Annotated in this window: 19 protein-coding genes; 10 read left to right on the forward strand and 9 right to left on the reverse strand. The window is 58.1% G+C overall.

All coding sequences use genetic code 11. From position 1 onward, the window contains the following. Position 1 precedes the first annotated feature (1 nt). Positions 2-1,234: a molybdopterin molybdotransferase MoeA gene (gene moeA / locus IMQ56_RS03745; RefSeq protein WP_196063708.1), complete on the reverse strand. Its 1,233-nt coding sequence runs from the start codon at positions 1,232-1,234 to the stop codon at positions 2-4. Between the two features lie 189 nt (positions 1,235-1,423). Here moeA and iaaA point away from each other — a divergent pair, with 189 nt between their 5' ends. Genes iaaA through gsiD form a run of 5 tightly spaced genes read left to right on the forward strand, consistent with a single transcriptional unit; the run spans position 1,424 to position 7,646 of the window. Further along, positions 1,424-2,362 carry a beta-aspartyl-peptidase gene (iaaA, locus tag IMQ56_RS03750; protein WP_015571030.1) on the forward strand — a complete coding sequence of 313 codons (939 nt, stop codon included), beginning with the start codon at positions 1,424-1,426 and terminating at the stop codon, positions 2,360-2,362. 11 nt (positions 2,363-2,373) lie between these two features. Continuing rightward, positions 2,374-4,245 carry a glutathione ABC transporter ATP-binding protein GsiA gene (gsiA, locus tag IMQ56_RS03755; RefSeq protein WP_023296179.1) on the forward strand — a complete coding sequence of 624 codons (1,872 nt, stop codon included), beginning with the start codon at positions 2,374-2,376 and terminating at the stop codon, positions 4,243-4,245. A gap of 23 nt (positions 4,246-4,268) precedes the next feature. Continuing rightward, on the forward strand, positions 4,269-5,807 hold the full coding sequence (gene gsiB, locus IMQ56_RS03760) for a glutathione ABC transporter substrate-binding protein GsiB (RefSeq protein WP_015571028.1): 1,539 nt from the start codon (positions 4,269-4,271) through the stop codon (positions 5,805-5,807). 5 nt (positions 5,808-5,812) lie between these two features. Then, complete coding sequence (gsiC, locus tag IMQ56_RS03765) at positions 5,813-6,733, forward strand: glutathione ABC transporter permease GsiC (RefSeq protein WP_006809475.1); 921 nt, start codon at positions 5,813-5,815, stop codon at positions 6,731-6,733. A gap of 1 nt (position 6,734) precedes the next feature. Next, positions 6,735-7,646 (forward strand): glutathione ABC transporter permease GsiD, encoded by a 912-nt coding sequence (gsiD, locus tag IMQ56_RS03770; RefSeq protein WP_039271244.1) that lies wholly within the window; start codon positions 6,735-6,737, stop codon positions 7,644-7,646. Positions 7,647-7,709: 63 nt separating this feature from the next. On the opposite strand, the gene rimO is transcribed toward gsiD, so the two are convergent. Continuing rightward, on the reverse strand, positions 7,710-9,035 hold the full coding sequence (gene rimO, locus IMQ56_RS03775; protein ID WP_017693743.1) for a 30S ribosomal protein S12 methylthiotransferase RimO: 1,326 nt from the start codon (positions 9,033-9,035) through the stop codon (positions 7,710-7,712). 217 nt (positions 9,036-9,252) lie between these two features. On the opposite strand from rimO, the gene bssR reads away from it, so the two are divergent. Next, complete coding sequence (gene bssR / locus IMQ56_RS03780; RefSeq protein ID WP_032620009.1) at positions 9,253-9,636, forward strand: biofilm formation regulator BssR; 384 nt, start codon at positions 9,253-9,255, stop codon at positions 9,634-9,636. 106 nt (positions 9,637-9,742) lie between these two features. Next, a complete protein-coding gene (locus IMQ56_RS03785; RefSeq protein ID WP_017384889.1) occupies positions 9,743-10,861 on the forward strand; it encodes a PQQ-dependent sugar dehydrogenase in 1,119 nt (372 codons plus the stop codon). Here the strand turns inward: IMQ56_RS03785 and IMQ56_RS03790 are convergent, their stop codons facing one another. Beyond that, positions 10,862-11,488 carry a glutathione S-transferase family protein gene (locus IMQ56_RS03790; RefSeq protein WP_017384888.1) on the reverse strand — a complete coding sequence of 209 codons (627 nt, stop codon included), beginning with the start codon at positions 11,486-11,488 and terminating at the stop codon, positions 10,862-10,864. Between the two features lie 243 nt (positions 11,489-11,731). Between IMQ56_RS03790 and dacC the strand changes: the two genes are divergently transcribed. Beyond that, positions 11,732-12,937, forward strand: coding sequence for a serine-type D-Ala-D-Ala carboxypeptidase (dacC, locus tag IMQ56_RS03795; protein ID WP_023296184.1), 1,206 nt, complete (start codon positions 11,732-11,734; stop codon positions 12,935-12,937). A gap of 84 nt (positions 12,938-13,021) precedes the next feature. On the opposite strand, the gene deoR is transcribed toward dacC, so the two are convergent. The 3 genes from deoR to IMQ56_RS03810 all read right to left on the reverse strand — a co-directional run bounded on the left by deoR (position 13,022) and on the right by IMQ56_RS03810 (position 15,192). Further along, positions 13,022-13,780, reverse strand: coding sequence for a DNA-binding transcriptional repressor DeoR (deoR, locus tag IMQ56_RS03800; protein WP_017384886.1), 759 nt, complete (start codon positions 13,778-13,780; stop codon positions 13,022-13,024). A 67-nt stretch (positions 13,781-13,847) separates the two neighbouring features. Continuing rightward, complete coding sequence (ybjG, locus tag IMQ56_RS03805) at positions 13,848-14,456, reverse strand: undecaprenyl-diphosphate phosphatase (protein ID WP_015571025.1); 609 nt, start codon at positions 14,454-14,456, stop codon at positions 13,848-13,850. A 7-nt stretch (positions 14,457-14,463) separates the two neighbouring features. Then, positions 14,464-15,192, reverse strand: a complete 729-nt coding sequence (locus IMQ56_RS03810) for a phosphatase PAP2 family protein (RefSeq protein ID WP_032653080.1) — start codon at positions 15,190-15,192, stop codon at positions 14,464-14,466. 167 nt (positions 15,193-15,359) lie between these two features. On the opposite strand from IMQ56_RS03810, the gene IMQ56_RS03815 reads away from it, so the two are divergent. Further along, the gene (locus IMQ56_RS03815; RefSeq protein ID WP_032608925.1) at positions 15,360-16,592 is read left to right on the forward strand and encodes an MFS transporter; all 1,233 of its coding nucleotides are present in this window, start codon (positions 15,360-15,362) and stop codon (positions 16,590-16,592) included. 90 nt (positions 16,593-16,682) lie between these two features. Here IMQ56_RS03815 and IMQ56_RS03820 read toward each other — a convergent pair whose 3' ends face one another. Beyond that, the gene (locus tag IMQ56_RS03820; protein WP_045327996.1) at positions 16,683-17,495 is read right to left on the reverse strand and encodes a Cof-type HAD-IIB family hydrolase; all 813 of its coding nucleotides are present in this window, start codon (positions 17,493-17,495) and stop codon (positions 16,683-16,685) included. Further along, positions 17,485-18,699: an MFS transporter gene (locus IMQ56_RS03825; protein WP_047063417.1), complete on the reverse strand. Its 1,215-nt coding sequence runs from the start codon at positions 18,697-18,699 to the stop codon at positions 17,485-17,487. Before IMQ56_RS03825 ends, IMQ56_RS03820 begins: the two co-directional genes overlap by 11 nt. A gap of 82 nt (positions 18,700-18,781) precedes the next feature. On the opposite strand from IMQ56_RS03825, the gene IMQ56_RS03830 reads away from it, so the two are divergent. Beyond that, complete coding sequence (locus IMQ56_RS03830; RefSeq protein ID WP_015571021.1) at positions 18,782-19,333, forward strand: TetR family transcriptional regulator; 552 nt, start codon at positions 18,782-18,784, stop codon at positions 19,331-19,333. 21 nt (positions 19,334-19,354) lie between these two features. Here IMQ56_RS03830 and arsC read toward each other — a convergent pair whose 3' ends face one another. Continuing rightward, positions 19,355-19,786 carry a glutaredoxin-dependent arsenate reductase gene (arsC, locus tag IMQ56_RS03835; protein WP_015571020.1) on the reverse strand — a complete coding sequence of 144 codons (432 nt, stop codon included), beginning with the start codon at positions 19,784-19,786 and terminating at the stop codon, positions 19,355-19,357. Positions 19,787-19,794: the final 8 nt, after the last annotated feature.

The following is a 19,794-nucleotide window of genomic DNA, read 5'->3' on the forward strand; positions in this document are numbered from 1 at the left end:
GTCAGCCTCCGAACAGGTGGTTAAAGCGTTCCACTTCAACCCATTCGCCCGCCTCAACGTGGCCGCGATCGCGCTCCAGCACGATAAAGCAGTTACCCTGACTGAAGGAGCTAAAGATGTGCGAACCCTGATGCCCGGTGGTGCTCACCTCCAGCTCGCCGTCGGCGTTGCGCGCCAGAATGCCGCGCTGGAAATCGAGACGGCCCGGTGATTTTTTGAGGCGCGTTGCCGCCCGCACGCGCACACGCTCCGGAAGCGGGCTGGCATTGTTGCCTGAAAGCTTCGCCAGCAGCGGGATCACCAGCTGGTAGAAGGTCAGCGCGGCAGAGACCGGGTTACCCGGCAGGCCACAGAACCAGCTGTGCGGAAGTTTGCCAAACGCGAACGGTTTGCCCGGTTTAATCGCCAGCTTCCAGAAGGCGATTTCGCCCAGCTCTTCAAGCAGGGTTTTGGTGTAATCCGCTTCGCCAACCGATACGCCGCCGGAGCTGATCACCACGTCGGCAGAGGCGTCAGCGTCGATAAACGCCGCGCGCAGTTTTTGCGGATCGTCAGGAATGATACCGAGGTTAATCACCTCACAGCCCAGCTGCTCAAGCATCAGGTGCACCGCCAGACGGTTGGTGTCGTAAATCTGCCCCTCGTTCAGCGGCTGACCCGGAAGCTGTAGCTCATCTCCCGTGGAGAACACCGCCACGCGCACTTTGCGGACCACGTCAATCTCCGCGATGCCAAGCGATGCCAGCACCGGCAGTTCGGCGACCGTCAGCTTTTGCCCGGCGGCAAAGACCGTTGCGCCCAGGGTAATGTCTTCCCCGATGTGGCGGATATTCTGTCCCGCTTTGACGCTGGCGGTAAAGCGCACGCCGTCGTCCGTTTGTTCGGTCTCTTCCTGCATCACCACGGCTTCACAGCCCTTTGGCACCGGTGCCCCGGTCATAATGCGCACGCAGGTGCCCGCTGGCCACTCACCGATAAACGGCTGCCCGGCAAACGCTTTACCTGCCACCGGCAGCGGCTGACCCGTTTGCAGATCCGCCAGACGTACGGCATAGCCGTCCATCGCCGCGTTATCGAACCCCGGCACGTTCAGCGGCGAGACGATATCGCGCGCGGCAATACGGCCAAAACAGCGCACAAGCGGCAGTGTCTCAACGTCGTGCAGTGGAGTAATGCGGTCAAGCATCTGCGAGAGTGCCGTCTCAAGCGGCATCAGTCCGGCGGTAAAATCCATGGTGGGCTCCTGCGGAGTAACAACGAAAGCGCTCATTATGGCAGAAAAGTGCGGCTAACTGTATGACCCGATGGGTGTACGCTTTACATCACAGTTGCGTCTTTCTATATTCAAAAATCATCTGAAGATTCGTCGACGATAATGATATTTATAGAAAAAGCAGCCAGCCAGGCTGATGGGTGATGCGAAATGAGTAAAGCGGTTATCGCAATTCATGGCGGTGCCGGGGCAATCACCCGTGCACAGCTCAGTCCCGAGCAGGAGAAGCGTTATATTGATGCGCTGAACGCCATTGTGGAAACAGGCCAGCGGATGCTGGAAGCGGGCGACAGCGCGCTGGACGTGGTGACCGAAGCAGTACGTCTGCTGGAGGAGTGCCCGCTGTTTAATGCCGGTATTGGCTCGGTCTTTACGCGCGATGAAACGCACGAGCTGGATGCCTGCGTGATGGACGGCGTCACCCTGAAGGCGGGCGCGGTAGCGGGCGTCAGCCGTCTGCGTAATCCGGTGCTGGCCGCGCGTCTGGTGATGGAACAAAGCCCGCATGTGCTGCTGGCCGGGGCGGGGGCGGAAAAATTTGCCGTCGAGCACGGGATGGACACGGTCTCGCCCGATCTTTTTTCCACCGAGGAGCGTTACCGGCAACTGCTGGAGGCCCGTACAGCGGGGATGACGCAGCTGGACCATGCCGCGCCGCTCGATGAACGCAGCAAAATGGGCACGGTAGGCGCGGTGGCGCTGGATAAAGCCGGTAATCTCGCCGCCGCGACGTCGACAGGCGGTATGACCAACAAACTTCCCGGTCGCGTCGGCGACAGCCCGCTGCCGGGGGCCGGGTGTTACGCCAATAACGCCACCGCGGCGGTGTCATGCACCGGCACCGGCGAAGTGTTTATCCGCGCGCTGGCGGCCTACGACATTACCGCGCTAATGGATTATGGCGGATTAAGCTTGAGTGAGGCCTGCGAGCGGGTAGTGATGGAGAAACTGCCGGCGCTGGGCGGGATTGGCGGCTTAATTGCGGTGGATCGGGAGGGCAACGTGGCTCTGCCGTTCAACAGTGAAGGGATGTACCGGGCGTGGGGGTATGCCGGCGATGCGCCCAGCACAGGCATTTATCGTGAATAAGGGGGCATTGCGTGCCGCACCGTGAAGAGCTGGACAACTGCGAAGTGCTGGCTGTCCACCAACTGAATATTGCGTTTCAGGAAGAGCGGCAGTTCATCCCCGCAGTACAGAATTTATCGTTTTCTCTCAGGCGCGGCGAGACGCTGGCGATTGTTGGCGAATCAGGTTCCGGTAAATCCGTTACCGCGCTGGCGCTGATGCGTCTGCTTGAGCAGACGGGCGGGCAGGTCACCAGCGAGCGGATGCTGTTGCGCCGTCGCAACCGTCAGGTTATCGATCTCAACGAGCTGAGTGCGTCCCAGATGCAGGGGGTGCGCGGGGCAGATATTGCGATGATTTTTCAGGAGCCGATGACCTCCCTGAACCCGGTTTTTCCGGTGGGCGAGCAGATTGCCGAATCTATCCGCCTGCATCAGGGACTGAGCGGTGATGAGGCGCTCAATGAAGCAAAACGGATGCTGGAGCTGGTGCGTATCCCTGAGGCGCACGCGATTTTGTCCCGCTATCCGCATCAGCTTTCCGGCGGCATGCGCCAGCGGGTGATGATTGCGATGGCGCTGTCGTGCCGTCCGGCGGTGCTCATTGCGGACGAACCCACCACGGCGCTGGATGTCACCATTCAGGCCCAGATCCTGCAACTGATTAAGGTATTGCAGCAGGAGATGGAGATGGGGGTGATTTTCATCACCCACGATATGGGGGTGGTGGCGGATATTGCCGATCGGGTGCTGGTTATGCATCAGGGCAATGCCGTGGAAACCGGCACGGTGGAGCAGGTCTTTCATGCGCCGGTGCATCCTTATACCAAAGCGCTGCTGGCGGCGGTCCCGCGTCTGGGGGCCATGAATGGCAGTGATTTTCCGCGCCGTTTTCCGCTGTTCTCACAGACCGAACAGGGCCAGCAGGAAGACGAAACCGAGCAGGATACGGTGGTTCCCGGCAGGCCAATCCTCGAAGTGCGTGACCTGGTGACCCGTTTCCCGCTGCGTAGCGGGATCCTCAATCGCGTGAAGCGCGAAGTGCATGCGGTTGAAAACGTCAGTTTTGATCTCTGGCCGGGCGAAACGCTGGCGCTGGTGGGGGAGTCCGGCTGCGGTAAATCCACCACCGGGCGGGCGCTGCTCAGGCTGGTGGCGTCGCAGGAGGGGAGCATCACCTTCAACGGTGAGCGCATCGACACGCTCCCTAACAGTAAATTGCAGGCGGTGCGCCGGGATATTCAGTTTATATTCCAGGATCCTTATGCGTCGCTCGATCCGCGCCATACGGTGGGGTACTCGATTATGGAGCCGCTGCGGGTGCATAACCTGCTCGACGGTGAAGCCGCGCAGCGCCGCGTCGCATGGCTGCTGGAGCGCGTGGGCCTGAAGCCGGAGCATGCCTGGCGTTATCCGCACGAATTTTCTGGCGGTCAGCGCCAGCGTATCTGCATTGCGAGGGCATTGGCCCTCAATCCGAAAGTGGTGATTGCGGATGAGTCCGTGTCAGCGCTGGATGTCTCTATCCGCGCGCAAATCATCAATCTCCTGCTCGATTTACAGCGGGATTTGGGCATTGCGTTTCTGTTTATCTCCCACGATATGGCGGTGGTGGAGCGGATCAGCCATCGCGTGGCGGTGATGTACATGGGGCAAATTGTTGAAATCGGCCCCCGTCGGGCGGTGTTTGAAAACCCGCAGCACCCTTACACCCGCAAGCTGATGGCTGCCGTACCGGTTGCCGATCCTGAGCATCGTCACGCCCAGCGCGTGCTGTTGCAGGACGAAATGCCGAGCAATATTCGTAAACGGGGCGAAACCCTGGAGCGCGTGGCGCTGCGTGAGGTGGGACCCGGTCATTTTGTCGCACCACCGCGTCAGGGCAATGCATTCTCGCGGTTATAACTTACAACAGGCAGGAGAACACAATGGTTCCTTTTGTTGCTCGTAAATGGCTGCTGGCCGCGAGCGTGACGGCTGCGCTGGCCGCCGCCCCCGCGTTCGCGGCGAAAGATGTGGTGGTGGCTGTGGGGTCTAACTTCACGACCCTGGATCCGTATGATGCCAACGACACTCTTTCTCAGGCTGTGGCAAAATCCTTCTACCAGGGGCTGTTCGGCCTGGACCGCGAAATGAAGCTGAAAAACGTGCTGGCGGAAGGCTATACCGTGTCGGACGACGGGCTGGTCTATACCGTTAAGCTCCGTACCGGCGTGAAGTTCCAGGATGGCACCGACTTCAACGCCGAGGCGGTTAAGGTCAACCTGGATCGTGCCAGCAATCCGGAAAACGGTCTTAAACGCTACAACCTGTATAAAAATATCGCCCAAACCGAGGTGGTTGATCCGGCGACGGTGAAGATCACCCTCAAAGAGCCGTTCTCGGCGTTCATCAATATCCTGGCGCATCCCGCGACGGCGATGATTTCCCCCGCCGCCCTGAAAAAATACGGCAAAGAGATTGGATTTCACCCGGTGGGGACCGGACCGTACGAACTGCTCACCTGGAACCAGACCGATTTTGTGAAGGTGAAAAAATTCGCCGGATACTGGCAGCAGGGGCTGCCGAAGCTGGATACCATCACCTGGCGGCCGGTAGTGGACAACAACACCCGCGCCGCAATGCTGCAAACCGGCGAAGCGCAGTTTGCCTTCCCGATCCCGTACGAACAGGCGGCGCTGCTGGCGAAAAACAGCAAGCTGGAACTGGTGGCCAGCCCGTCGATTATGCAGCGCTACATCAGCATGAACGTCACGCAGAAACCGTTTGATAACCCGAAGGTGCGTGAAGCCATCAACTACGCCATTAACCGCCAGGCGCTGGTGAAGGTGGCCTTTGCCGGCTACGCCACCCCGGCGACGGGCGTGATGCCGCCAACCATTGAGTACGCGCAAAGCTATCAGCCGTGGCCTTACGATCCGGCGAAAGCGCGGGAACTGCTGAAAGAGGCGGGCTATCCGAACGGCTTTAGCACTACGCTGTGGTCGTCGCATAACCACAGTACCGCGCAGAAGGTGCTGCAATTTACCCAGCAGCAGCTGGCGCAGGTGGGTATTAAAGCCAGGGTCACGGCGATGGATGCCGGACAGCGAGCGGCGGAAGTGGAAGGCAAAGGACAGAAAGAGAGCGGCGTGCGGATGTTCTACACCGGCTGGACGGCTTCAACCGGAGAAGCGGACTGGTCCCTGTCGCCGCTTTTTGCTTCCCAGAACTGGCCGCCAACGCTGTTCAATACCGCGTTCTACAGTAATCCGCAGGTGGATAAAGATCTGGCCGATGCCCTGAAAACCACCAAACCGGAAGAGAAAGCACGCCTGTACAAAGAGGCGCAGGACATTATCTGGAAAGAGTCGCCGTGGGTGCCGCTGGTGGTGGAAAAACTGGTCTCAGCCCACAACAAAGCGCTGACCGGTTTTTACATCATGCCGGATACGGGCTTTAGCTTTGATGACGCGGATTTGAAATAAAACTCATGCTGAATTATGTGTGTAAACGCCTGCTGGGGCTTATCCCGACGCTGCTGATTGTGGCCGTGCTGGTGTTTTTGTTTGTCCATATGCTGCCCGGCGATCCGGCGCGTTTGATTGCCGGACCGGAAGCGGATGCGACGGTTATTGAACTGGTGCGTAAACAGCTCGGTCTTGACCAGCCGCTGTACAGGCAATTTCTGCGTTACATTGGCAATGTCCTTCAGGGCGATTTCGGCATCTCAATGGTGTCGCGTCGTCCGGTGTCGGAGGAGATTGCCAGCCGCTTTATGCCTACCTTCTGGTTAACGATTGCCAGTATGAGCTGGGCGGTTGTCTTTGGCCTGGGCGCGGGGATTGTCGCCGCCGTCTGGCGCAACCGCTGGCCAGATAAGCTCGGTATGGCGCTGGCGGTCACCGGCATCTCTTTCCCGGCGTTTGCGCTGGGCATGCTGCTGATGCAGATTTTCTCCGTCGAGCTGGGCTGGTTGCCGACCGTCGGGGCCGACACCTGGAAGCACTACATTCTGCCCTCTATGACGCTAGGCGCGGCCGTTGCGGCGGTTATGGCCCGGTTTACCCGCGCCTCGTTTGTCGACGTGCTGAGCGAAGATTACATTCGCACCGCGCGGGCAAAAGGGGTGAGTGAGAAATGGGTCATTCTGAAGCATGGTTTTCGTAATGCGATGATCCCGGTGGTCACGATGATGGGGCTACAGTTCGGCTTCCTGCTGGGGGGCTCTATCGTGGTTGAGAAGGTCTTTAACTGGCCGGGGCTGGGGCGCCTGCTGGTCGACTCGGTCGATATGCGTGACTATCCGGTTATTCAGGCTGAAGTCCTGCTTTTCTCGCTGGAGTTTATTCTTATCAACTTAGTGGTGGATGTGCTTTACGCCGCCATTAACCCGGCCATCAGGTATAAGTAAGATGCGATTACTGAACTGGCGTCGCCAGGCCATTTTAAACGCTATGCCGGGGATCAGGCCGGACCATATTCGCACCCCGTGGGTTGAGTTCTGGCGTCGATTCCGTCGTCAGCCCGTCGCTATGGTCGCCGGGTTGTTTGTGTTACTGCTGATCCTGGTGGCGATTATCGCCCCCTGGATAGCCCCGTTTGATGCGGAAAACTACTTCGACTACGACCGGCTGAACGATGGTCCGTCGATGATGCACTGGTTTGGCGTGGACTCGCTCGGGCGCGATATTTTTAGCCGCGTGCTGGTAGGGGCGCAGATCTCACTGGCGGCCGGGGTCTTCGCGGTGCTGATGGGCGCAGCAATTGGCACCGTGCTGGGGCTGGTGGCCGGGTACTACGAAGGCTGGTGGGACCGCATCATCATGCGTATCTGCGACGTGCTGTTTGCCTTTCCCGGTATTCTGCTGGCGATTGCCGTGGTGGCGGTGATGGGCAGCGGCATGGCGAACGTCATTATCGCCGTGGCGGTATTCTCGATTCCCGCTTTCGCGCGTCTGGTACGTGGCAACACGCTGGTGCTGAAGCAGCAGACCTTTATCGAGTCGGCGCGCAGCATGGGAGCCAGCGATGCCACCATCCTGTTGAGCCATATTCTGCCGGGAACGGTCTCGTCTATCGTGGTCTATTTCACCATGCGCATAGGCGTGTCGATTATCTCGGCGGCCAGCCTGTCGTTTCTGGGGTTAGGGGCACAGCCGCCGACGCCGGAGTGGGGCGCGATGCTGAACGAGGCGCGGGCGGATATGGTGATTGCGCCACACGTGGCGATCTTCCCGAGCCTGGCGATTTTCCTGACCGTGCTGGCGTTTAACCTGCTGGGGGATGGGCTGCGCGACGCGCTGGATCCGCGGATAAAAGGGTAGTGCTGTGGAATGTGCCGGGTGGCGGCTACGCCTTACCCGGCCTACAAAAGGGAAGCAGGGTGTTTAAACCCGGCTACCCCACAGGTCATACTCATCCGCGTTTTCAACCTTCACGCGAATAATATCACCCGGCTTAACCTGTGTTTCGCCGTTCAGGTACACCGCGCCGTCGATTTCAGGCGCATCCGCCATGCTGCGGCCAATCGCGCCTTCTTCGTCCACTTCGTCGATAATCACCAGAATTTCGCGGCCCACTTTCTCCTGCAAGCGTTCAGCAGAGATCTGCTGTTGCAGCTGCATAAAGCGGTTCCAGCGCTCCTCTTTTACCTCTTCCGGTACCTGGTCCGCCAGCTCGTTGGCCGTTGCGCCTTCAACCGGGCTGTACTTGAAGCAGCCGACGCGATCCAGACGCGCCTCTTTCAGGAAGTCGAGCAGCATCTGGAAATCTTCTTCGGTTTCACCCGGGAAGCCGACAATAAAGGTGGAGCGCAGGGTCAGATCCGGGCAGATCTCACGCCACTGCTTGATGCGCGCCAGCTGGCGATCCACGGAGCCAGGACGTTTCATCAGCTTCAGAATACGCGGGCTGGCGTGCTGTAGCGGGATATCCAGATACGGCAGGATTTTGCCTTCCGCCATCAGCGGGATCACATCGTCAACGTGCGGATAAGGGTAGACGTAGTGCAGGCGCGTCCAGATCCCGAGCTTAGCCAGCTGCTCGCACAGGCCGACCATGCTGGTTTTCACCGGCTCGCCGTTGTGGAAACCGGAGCGGTGTTTGACGTCCACGCCGTAGGCGGAGGTGTCCTGGGAGATGACCAGCAGCTCCTTCACGCCCGCGTCGGCCAGGCGTTTGGCTTCTGCCAGCACCTCGCCAATCGGACGGCTCACCAGATCGCCACGCATCGACGGGATGATGCAGAAGGTACAGCGGTGGTTGCAGCCTTCGGAAATTTTCAGGTAGGCGTAGTGGCGCGGCGTCAGCTTCACGCCCTGTTCCGGCACCAGGCTCAGGAACGGGTTGTGCTTTGGTTTGGGGACGTAGTGATGAACATGTTCCAGCACCTGCTCGTAGCTGTGCGGGCCGGTGATCTCCAGCACTTTCGGGTGCACTTCGCGGATCTGATCCACCTTCGCGCCCAGGCAGCCGGTGACAATCACTTTGCCGTTTTCCGTCAGGGCTTCACCAATGGCTTCCAGTGACTCCTGGACCGCGCTGTCGATGAACCCGCAGGTGTTGACGATCACCATGTCGGCGTTGTCGTAGCTTGGCACCACGTCATAGCCTTCAGTGCGAAGTTCAGTCAGGATGCGTTCGGAGTCCACCAGGTTCTTCGGGCAGCCGAGGGAGACAAAGCCGATTTTCGGCGGGTGCGTAACATTGCTCATAGGTTAAAAATTCATCAATTATGGAGTTATCAGGGCGGGATTTTACAGCGTATCGCGGGGGATTTATACACTCTTGATGGCGCAGTTGAGGCGGGCAATCGTTGTAACATTGTAAAGAATGTTAATCAGTTATCGTTTATTGATCTCAGGCATTACATTGTACAAAAAATGACCTTATCCTTAATAAGGTAACATGGCTGACAGGGGAGGAAATAGCATGTCCGTTGACAGACTGAAACGCGATCTGCTTAACAAGCTGATCAACGCCCGAATCGACCTGGCCGCATATCTGCAACTCCGCAAGGCGAAAGGGTATATGTCAGTCAGCGAAAGCGAAAATCTGCGTGATAACTTCTTTGAACTTTGCAATTTCATGCGTGAAAAAGCACCCATCCTGAAAGCGCACTGCGCTGAAAGCGAATTAGTGGCGCTGCGCCGCGCCGCCGAGGTGCTCTCCATCGCCGGGGTCTGTTTGATGAACGGACGTCACGACTGCCCGAATTTTATTGCCGTTAACGCGGAGAAGCTTGAAAACTGCCTGACCACGCTCGCGCTTTGCATCATGTGTCTGAACAAGCCGGAAACGCTTGCCCGGCACTGAACCCGGGGGAGGCAACTCCCCCTTCTGATTAAGCTTTTGTAAAAGTGGTAACGCACCCGGGAACAGTGGCTAATCTTTAAGCCATATGTCGATAAAGGAGTGCGTTATGCCTCGATCCTCGCTGATTTTCCTTCCAGTCTTGTTATTCCCGCTTTCACTGCTTGCAGCGCCTGAGACGGTTAAGGTCGACGTGCTACAGACAAAACTGGATCACCCCTGGTCGCTGGCGTTTCTGCCAGATAACAAGGGGCTGCTCATCACGCTCAAAGACGGGCAGCTTAAGCACTGGCAGGCAGGAAAAGGGCTCTCCGATCCGATTGTCGGCGTGCCGAAAGTGTGGGCGAGCGGCCAGGGCGGACTGCTGGACGTCGCGCTGGCCCCGGATTTTGCACAGTCACGGCGGGTCTGGCTCAGCTTCGCCGAGGCAGGTAATGATGGCAAAGCGGGTACCGCCGTGGGCTACGGGCGGTTGAGCGATGACCTTTCGCGCATTGAGGGCTTCCAGGTGGTGTTCCGACAGATGCCGAAGCTCTCTACCGGCAACCACTTTGGCGGACGGCTGGTGTTCGACGGCAAAGGCTATCTCTTTATTGGCCTGGGTGAAAACAACCAGCGCCCGACGGCGCAGGAGCTGGACAAGCTTCAGGGCAAGGTGGTGCGCCTGACGGAGGACGGAAAAGTGCCGCCGGATAATCCGTTTGTGAACACCGCCGGTGCGCGCCCTGAAATCTGGTCCTATGGCATTCGCAACCCGCAGGGGATGGCGATGAATCCGTGGAGCGACACGCTGTGGCTCAACGAACACGGACCACGCGGTGGGGATGAGATTAACATTCCTGAGAAGGGCAAAAACTACGGCTGGCCCCTGGCGACGCACGGGATCAATTACAGCGGCCTGAAAATCCCGGAAGCGAAAGGCGAGCACGTCGAGGGCACCGAAAAGCCGTTGTTTGTCTGGAAAGTATCGCCCGCCGTCAGCGGCATGGCGTTCTACAACAGCGACGTCTTCCCGCAGTGGAAAAACAAGCTGTTTATAGGCGCGCTGAAGGAGAAAGACGTCATCGTGCTGAGCGTGAAGGGCAATAGCGTGACGGAGGACGGACGCATTCTGGGCGATAAAGATCAGCGTATTCGCGATGTGCGCGTCGGGCCGGATGGCTATCTGTACGTGCTGACTGACGAGACGGACGGGCAACTGCTGAAAGTCAGCCCGTCCAGGTCGTAATCAGGTCACCGGGATCATCACCACGTTGCGATACGCCGGGCGCTCGCTAAGCTGCTGGATCCAGCGCTCCAGGTGAGGGCGCGGGCTCCAGCTAAGACCCATGTTAGTGAGGTTCCAGACGAAGGGGGCGACGGCGATATCGCCCACGCCGAAGGTGTCGCCGGAGAACCAGGCGTGCTTCGCCAGTTCGTCGTCCATCATCGCGAACAGGGATTCGCAGGCGTCCTGGGCGGCATGAATGGCGGGATAATCACGTTCGGCTTCCGGCGTGCGGACAAGCCCCATCAGGATCACCCGGTGCGTGGGGGAAAGCGTCTGGTTTGCCCAGTCCATCCATTTTTCGCCCTGCGCGCGCCGGGCCGGATTTTCCACCCACAGGCGACCCTGGCCGTATTGCGCGGCGAGATAACGCACGATGGTGTTGGACTCCCACAGCGTGGCGTCTGTCTCGTCATCGCGCAGCAACGGCACCAGTCCGTTTGGGTTCATCGCCAGATAGTCGGCGTCTTTATTCACCCCGAACGCCATGCCAGCCATGATTTGGTTGAACGGTAAATCCAGCTCCTCCAGCGTCCAGAGCACTTTCTTCACGTTAGTCGAATTGTTCCTGCCCCACAGCGTAATCATATTTACTCCCGATGAGATGTGAATCCGAGTCAGCTTTTCGCCATGGTGAGATAAACCTAACAATTACGCAACAGATGCTAAAAAAAACGCCGCAATCAAAGCGTATCTGAATGTTATTGCATAAACTTTAAAAACTTTACCTGGAACAGGTTTCTTTGAACGCTGTAGTGCGCTATTACTCATCGCTTCTTGCGACACGGTGATTGTGACGTGATTTTTAGAATGGACACTCGGGTGGCATTTATGACGCAAAAAACTTCTTCTCTGCGCAGCCTGGCGGCAGGCTCGGCGCTGCTTTTCCTTTTTGCCCCAACGCTCCATGCGGCGGAACAGACGGCGCCCGAAGCGCCGCCTGTCGATGCGCGCGCCTGGATCCTGATGGATTACGCCAGCGGGAAAGTGCTGGCGGAAGGTAACGCCGACGAAAAACTCGACCCGGCGAGCCTGACGAAAATTATGACCAGCTATGTTGTGGGCCAGGCGTTGAAAGCGGGCAAGATCAAGCTGGATGACATGGTCACCGTCGGCAAAGATGCCTGGGCGACGGGTAACCCGGCGCTGCGCGGCTCGTCCGTCATGTTCCTGAAGCCCGGCGATCAGGTCTCCGTTTCCGATCTGAATAAAGGGGTCATTATTCAGTCGGGAAATGATGCCTGTATTGCGCTGGCCGATTACGTCGCAGGCAGTCAGGACTCATTCATTGGGTTGATGAATGGCTACGCGCAAAAACTGGGTCTGACCAACACCACCTTTAAAACCGTTCACGGCCTGGATGCGCCCGGTCAGTTCAGTACCGCGCGCGATATGGCGCTGCTGGGCAAAGCGCTGATCCATGACGTGCCGGATGAGTACGCCATCCATAAAGAGAAAGAGTTTACCTTCAACAATATCCGCCAGCCTAACCGTAACCGTCTGCTCTGGAGCAGTAACGTTAACGTGGACGGCATGAAAACGGGGACGACCGCCGGGGCCGGATACAACCTGGTGGCTTCTGCGACGCAGGGCGACATGCGCCTGATCTCGGTGGTGCTGGGGACGAAAACCGACCGCATTCGTTTTAATGAATCCGAAAAACTGCTGACCTGGGGTTTCCGCTTCTTTGAAACCGTCACGCCGATTAAGCCGGACGCCACCTTCGTCAGCCAGCGCGTCTGGTTTGGGGATAAAAGTGAAGTGAACCTGGGGGCAGGTGAAGCGGGGTCCGTCACCATTCCACGCGGTCAGCTGAAAAACCTGAAAGCCAGCTATACCCTGACCGAGCCACAGCTGACCGCGCCGTTGAAAAAAGGCCAGGTGGTCGGGACGATAGATTTCCAGCTTAACGGCAAATCCATTGAGCAGCGTCCGCTGGTGGTGATGGAAGCGGTGGAAGAGGGGGGCTTCTTCAGCCGGATGTGGGACTTTGTGTTAATGAAGTTCCACGGCTGGTTTGGCAGCTGGTTCAGCTAGGTTTTTGCCGGGTGGCGCTGCGCTTACCCGGCCTTCGTTCGAGCTGTTGTAGGCCGGGTAAGCGAAGCGCCACCCGGCATAACCTCAATACATCAACTTCACCTGCTGCGCCTTTGCATACGACACCAGCTCGTCATCCGGGCGGCAATCACTGACGATGGCGTCAAAGCGCGACAGTTCCCCCATCCTTGCCGGACGGACCTTGCCAAATTTACTGTGATCAACCACCAGCACATGCTGCTGTGCGGCGTTGAGCGCCCACTGTTTCACCGGTAACTCTTCAAGATTAAAACAGGTTGCCCCCTGTTTCACATTCACACCCGCCGCAGAGTAAAAGGCGATATCCGGGCATACATTGCTCAGCGTGTCCTGAATATTCAGCGGTTTGAAGATGGCGTTGCTGGCATGAAACTCGCCGCCGCACAAAATCACCCGGCACGCCGGTTTCTCCTGCAAGGCCAGGAAGGTGTTTAGCGAATAACAGACGGCGGTAAAGGGAACGGTGCTGTCGATGGCCTCGATGATCCACGGGGTTGTCGTACCGCAGTCAAAAAACAGCGTTTGATGCGGCTGCACCAGCGAGGCGGCGAGCCGCGCGGCTTTGCGCTTCTCTTCCACCAGGCGTGTTTTTTGATCGCTTAACAGATAATGGCTGGCGCTACGCGGCTCCAGAACAATATACCCGCCAAGCAGCACAACGGGGGCGCTGTCGCTGTTCAGATCGCGACGAATGGTCATTTCAGACACGCCAAGCAGGGTAGCGGCTTCCTTAAGATGCAGCTTATCGCTGCGCTTCAGCGCCTGAAGCAGCTGAGCAATGCGGTCATCGCGACGTGTTTCCATAGATCCTCGGGCTAAAAAAGTGAGCCCCCGCAGGGCGGGGGCTCAAGTGTAACCTGACGGACCGGGGTTAGTCACGTATCCAGCCTTTGCGGATCGGAAGGGCAAACAGAACGCGATAGGCCTGTGATAATCCACGATAAAGCGCCGGACCAAAGAGGCTCCACAGGATGGCTGCGCTGACGCAGCCCATCAGCCCCACCAGGAAACCGCCGACCATATCCAGCGGCCAGTGCACGCCCAGGTAGACGCGGGACCAGGCGATGGCGACCGCCACCCCCATCAGCACCATGCCAGACCACAGGCGATGCCAGAACAGGAAGGCCAGCGCAAAGGTGAAGATCACCGTGCCGTGATCGCTCGGGAACGAGTCATCCGGCGCATGGTGCAGGAAGTTGTAGCCGACGCGATCGACAAACGGACGATCGTGCGGAAAGGCGTGGCCCAGCACGTAGCTTGCCAGCACGCTCACGCCGATCGCCATCGCCATTTTGATCACCAGATGGCGCTGGGCGGTGACCTGTGTACGAGGTCCCCATAACCAGAGGATCACCGCCAGCGCCGGTACAATGCTGATCACATCTTTCGCAATGAAGGTGGCGAGATCGATCATCCATTCCGGTGATGCTGGCGTGGCGTTGAGCAGGTAAAACAGTTCGTAGTTCAGATTTTCTAACATAATCTCGTTACTCTTTAGCAAACCAGGTGGAAACCAGCCCGTAAACCAGCACCTGGGAAAACCAGACCCACCACCCGGCCCACAGGTTGTGAGAGAAAAAATGCGCGCCGCGCATGACCTGCCCGAATCCCATCAGCAGCCCCATAACAACGCCTAACGCGACAAAGGACCATGCCAGGCGCGGACGTTCACGCCAGAAGGCAAAAAACAACCCCATCACCATAAACCCGCTTGAGGCGTGGCCGCCGGGAAAGCAGCGTCCCGGTCCGCTGTCTGCCGGAACGGCGCTGAACAGGGGATACGAGACGGCTTTGCCGCCATACTCCACCAGATCCCACGGACAGCTGTGGTGGCTTATGCTTTTCAGCACCCCAACTACCAGCGCCCCCAGCCCCATCAGAAGCGCGGCCGTCACCAGCCGGGCATTGCGTTTGTAAGCGCCGTAAATCAGCGATGCGGCAGCCAGCGCAATGGTCACATATTTCGCCAGCCGATGGTTCAGCAGATCCAGCAGCGGGTTTTGCTGTAGCGGGAAATGGTGCGTCGCCGCGTCATACCAGAAGCCGGTTATCCATCGGTCAAGCGATTCATCGCGCGAAAGCCAGGTAAAAAGCAGCGCAAGGACGATCAGCCCGAAAAGCTGATAACCATAAAAGCGGGCAGAAAAACGGTAAAGGCTTTTTGTCTTATTTGTCGGTAACTTAGATAATTCTGAAGGGCTGACGGCGTGTGTCATAGTTTCGGTCAATAACGTGAAATAGCACTATCATAGGGAGGGCAACTTAAGGAAACCTTAAACAACAACGATAAGTGCCTTATTTCTGTGTTTTCACGTGATTATGCTATCTCAGACAGCGGCAATTCATTACACTCATCGCGATTTTTTCATACTAAAGAGATTGCATGATAAACCGTTCTTCTTCCGGTAATCGTCTGGGTCGTCAGGCGTTACTTTTTCCTCTGTGTCTGGTGCTTTACGAATTCTCTACCTACATCGGCAACGACATGATCCAGCCAGGCATGCTGGCTGTGGTTGAGCAGTACAACGCAGGTATTGAGTGGGTACCTACATCCATGACCGCCTATCTGGCGGGCGGCATGTTTTTACAGTGGCTTTTAGGGCCGCTGTCGGATCGTATTGGCCGCCGCCCGGTGATGCTGACGGGCGTGGTGTGGTTTATCGTCACCTGTCTCGCCACGCTGCTGGCGCAGAACATTGAGCAATTCACGCTGCTGCGTTTCCTTCAGGGCGTGAGCCTGTGCTTTATTGGCGCCGTGGGCTACGCCGCTATTCAGGAGTCGTTTGAGGAGGCGGTATGTATCAAAATAACCGCGCTGATGGCGAACGTGGCGCTGATTGCGCCGCTTCTGGGGCCGCTGGTGGGAGCCGCATGGGTCCACGTTGCGCCGTGGGAAGGGATGTTCGTCCTCTTTGCCGCGCTTGCGGCCATCTCTTTCTTTGGGCTGCACCGTGCGATGCCGGAGACCGCCACCCGCCTAGGCGAAAAGCTCTCGCTTAAAGAGCTGGGGCGTGACTATAAGGCGGTGCTGAAAAACGGTCGTTTTGTCGCGGGCGCGCTGGCGACGGGCTTTGTCAGCCTACCGCTGCTGGCGTGGATTGCCCAGTCGCCGGTCATTATCATCAGCGGCGAACAGCTTAGCAGCTATGAGTATGGCCTGTTACAGGTGCCGATTTTTGGCGCGCTGATTATCGGTAACCTGGTGCTGGCACGTCTGACGTCCCGCCGTACCGTGCGTTCGCTGATTATTATGGGCGGCTGGCCCATTGCGGCAGGGCTGATTATCGCGGCGGTGGCGACCGTAGCCTCGTCCCATGCGTACCTGTGGATGACGGCGGGGCTGAGCATTTACGCGTTTGGTATTGGCGTGGCGAATGCTGGCCTGGTACGCCTGACGCTGTTCGCCAGTGAAATGAGTAAAGGCACGGTGTCTGCCGCGATGGGTATGCTGCAAATGCTGATTTTCACCGTCGGTATTGAGGTGAGCAAGCATGCCTATGCTTTCGGCGGTAACGGACTGTTCAGCCTGTTTAACCTCGCCAACGGCGTGCTGTGGATTGCCCTGATGGTGGTATTCCTGAAAGACAAACGCGTCGGAAACGCCCTGCAACCGTAATTCTTATTCCCTCTCCCCCGTGGGCGAGCTCGGGACAGTCCCCTCTCCCTGTGGGAGAGGGTCAGGGTGAGGGCACCAGAGCGCACGGAATCAATTAAACGGCGCCCTCCCATCCAGCACCCTATCAATTACGTCCAGCACCCCTTCGTCATTATTGTTCGGCGCTTCATAGCGGGCCACCGCCTTAATGTGCGGTCTGGCATTGGCCATCGCGAAGCCATACCCTGCCTGGCGCAACATCTCCACGTCGTTACCGCTGTCGCCAAAGGCCACCACTTCACTGTCCTCAATGCCCCAGCGCGCTTGCAGGATCCGCAGGCCGTTAGCTTTGTGTACGCCGGGGATAATCAGGTCGATACTGCCGTGTCCCGTGGTCACCGGCACCATGATGTCGCCAAGCTTCTCATGCAGCAGCGCCTGAATGCGCGGAATTTCGTCGTCAGAGACGTTTAGCCCGAATTTGAAGAAAATATCGTTGAGGTTGTCAAAGCTGCTGACGCTTTCAAGGCGGTGATAGTATTTCGCAGCAATCTCTTTGAAGAGGTCGTTATACGTTTTCAGCGTGTAGGCGCTGTTTTTTCCGCAGGCAATTATCTCAATGCCGGGCACGTCGTTTAACAGGGTGGCGACGGTCAGAAAATGCTCTTTCGACAGTTCGCCGTTAAACACGTCTTCGCCCGCATCCACCACCCAGCCGCCGTTTTCGGCGACGAAGGCAATTTCATGGGCGATCTCCGGGAAAAATGAGATCAGCTGGTAGTACTGGTTTCCGCTGGCGACCACAAAACGGATGCCTTGCGCTTTCATGCGCGCGTACTGCGCCAGAAAACGCGCGCGGTTATAGGTTTTCGCATCGCTCAGGAAGGAGCCATCCATGTCGACTGCAATCAGTTTAACGCTCATATCCCTTCTCCATTGACGTTGTTTCTGCTTCCGGTTTTGCCACCGCTCGCGCCACCAGGGCGGCAATAATGACTAACCCTAATACCACCAGCATCGCGCTGCGTAACCCGTAGTGCTCACCGAGGAATCCAAGCAGCGGCGGGCCCACCAGGAAAGCGAGGTAGCCCGTGGTCGCCACGACGCTCACGCGCGTCGGCGCGTCGGGGCCGGTATCGCTGGCAGCGGAAATGGTCAGCGGGAAGCCAAGGGAGGCGCCCAGTCCCCACAGGATCACCGACACGCCGGCAATCCAGTCCACATCCACAAAGATAATCATCGCGATGCCCAGCCCACCCAGCAGGGCGCTGGCACGGACGACAGCCACGCGGCTGTAACGGTCGATAAACCAGCCCCCGGTAAAGCGTCCGACGGTCATGCCGAGCGTAAACCCGGCGTAAATCAGCGAGCCGGAGGTGGGGCTAAATCCGTGCCCGTCCACCATCAGCAACGGTAGCCAGTCGTTGGCGGAGCCTTCAGCAAACGCCATCGCCAGTACCACCACGCCAATCAGCATCAGCTGGAAATCGCGATAGAAGGGCAACCCTTTTGCCGCAGACTTCTGTTCGTCCGAGGCATTTTGTCCTGTGCCTGCGGGAATAGCCCTGATGCCGGTGAGGATCGGGATAATGCAGACCAGCGCCGCGAGTAAAATGTGCACATTGGCCGCAATGCCCAGCGCCGTCAGCGCCATCCCTATGCCCGCGCCCGCCAGCGTGCCGAGGCTGTAAAAGCCATGCATCATCGGCAGCACCGTTTTGTTCATCGCCTGTTCAACGGCGGCCCCCTCGACGTTAATGGCCACTTCCGCCGCACCAAAGCTGCCGCCAAATACCATCAGGCCAAGGGCAAACATCAGCGGCGAGGCGAACCACAGCGCCACGCTCAGACCGAGCATACCTACCAGTGCGCAGCACATGGTGGTGCGGATCACCGCGCGCGTGCCAAAGCGCTTCACCAGCCAGGCCGAGCAGAGGATGCCGCTCATCGAGCCAATCGACAGGCCAAACAGCACGATCCCCATCTCCGCCGTCGAAACGGATAGCGTATCGCGGATTGCCGGGGTGCGCGTTGCCCAGGAAGCCATCAGCAGCCCGGGGATGAAGAAGAACATAAACAGCGCCCACATGCGCAGATGCAGGGCTTTGCGAGGAGAAGTTAGCGTCATTGGGATCAGCACCAGAAGTACAACAATAGCGACAACACTAGCAACTTTGTGTACATTTGTACATAAACCGGATGAGGATTTTATGAGCAGACCACCGAACGACCCTAACCGCCGCGAGAAGATACTCCAGGCGACGCTGGACACCATTGCTGAGCACGGTATTCATGCCGTCACGCACCGCAAAATTGCCACCTGCGCAGGCGTGCCGCTGGGGTCGATGACCTACTATTTCGACGGGATGGAGTCGCTTCTGGAGGAGGCATTCACGTGGTTTACGCAGCAGATGTCTCAGCAGTACCGGGATTTCTTCGCGGGGGTTACGGGGCGCGAGAGGGCGTGCGAGGCCATTACCACGCTGATCCACAGTTCAGCCGTGACCACGCCACACAATATGGCGCTGATGTATCAGCTGTACGCGTTTATGCACCGCAGCGCCGCGCTGAAAACGGTGATGCAGGACTGGATGAAGATGAGCCAGGCTACGCTGGAGCAGTGGTTTGATCCGGCCACCGCCCGCGCGCTGGATGCGTTTATCGAGGGGATGACGCTGCATTTTGTGACCGATCGGTCGCCGTTAACCCGGGAGGAGATCCGGGTGATGGTGGGGCGGATTGCAGGCGAGGATACCGTCTGATAGCACTCGCCCCGGCTACGCTTACTGTCGGGAGATTTTTTTCCCGCTGGCGTCAACGACGACTTCGCCATCTTCCTTTGTAAATGCCCCTTTTTGCGCGTCCGGAAGGATGTCGAGAACGACTTCAGAAGGACGGCACAGACGGGTGCCCAGCGGTGTCACCACAATCGGACGGTTAATCAGGATGGGGTATTGCAGCATGAAATCGATAAGCTGGTCATCGGTGAAATTTCCCCCGGCAAGGCCCAGTTGCTCATAAGGCTCGACGTTTTTGCGCAGCAGATCGCACACGGAAATCCCCATGTCTGCAATCAGCCTGGTCAGTTGATCGCGTGACGGCGGGTTTTCCAGATAGAGGACAATCTCTGGTTCCGTACCGCTGTTGCGGATCATCTCCAGCGTATTGCGCGACGTGCCGCAGGCGGGGTTGTGATAAATGGTGATGTAGCTCATATCAGTGA

The sequence above is a fragment of the Enterobacter sp. Res13-Sevr-PEC09-46 genome (assembly GCF_015672585.1).
GTDB classification, from domain to species: domain Bacteria; phylum Pseudomonadota; class Gammaproteobacteria; order Enterobacterales; family Enterobacteriaceae; genus Enterobacter; species Enterobacter hormaechei_C.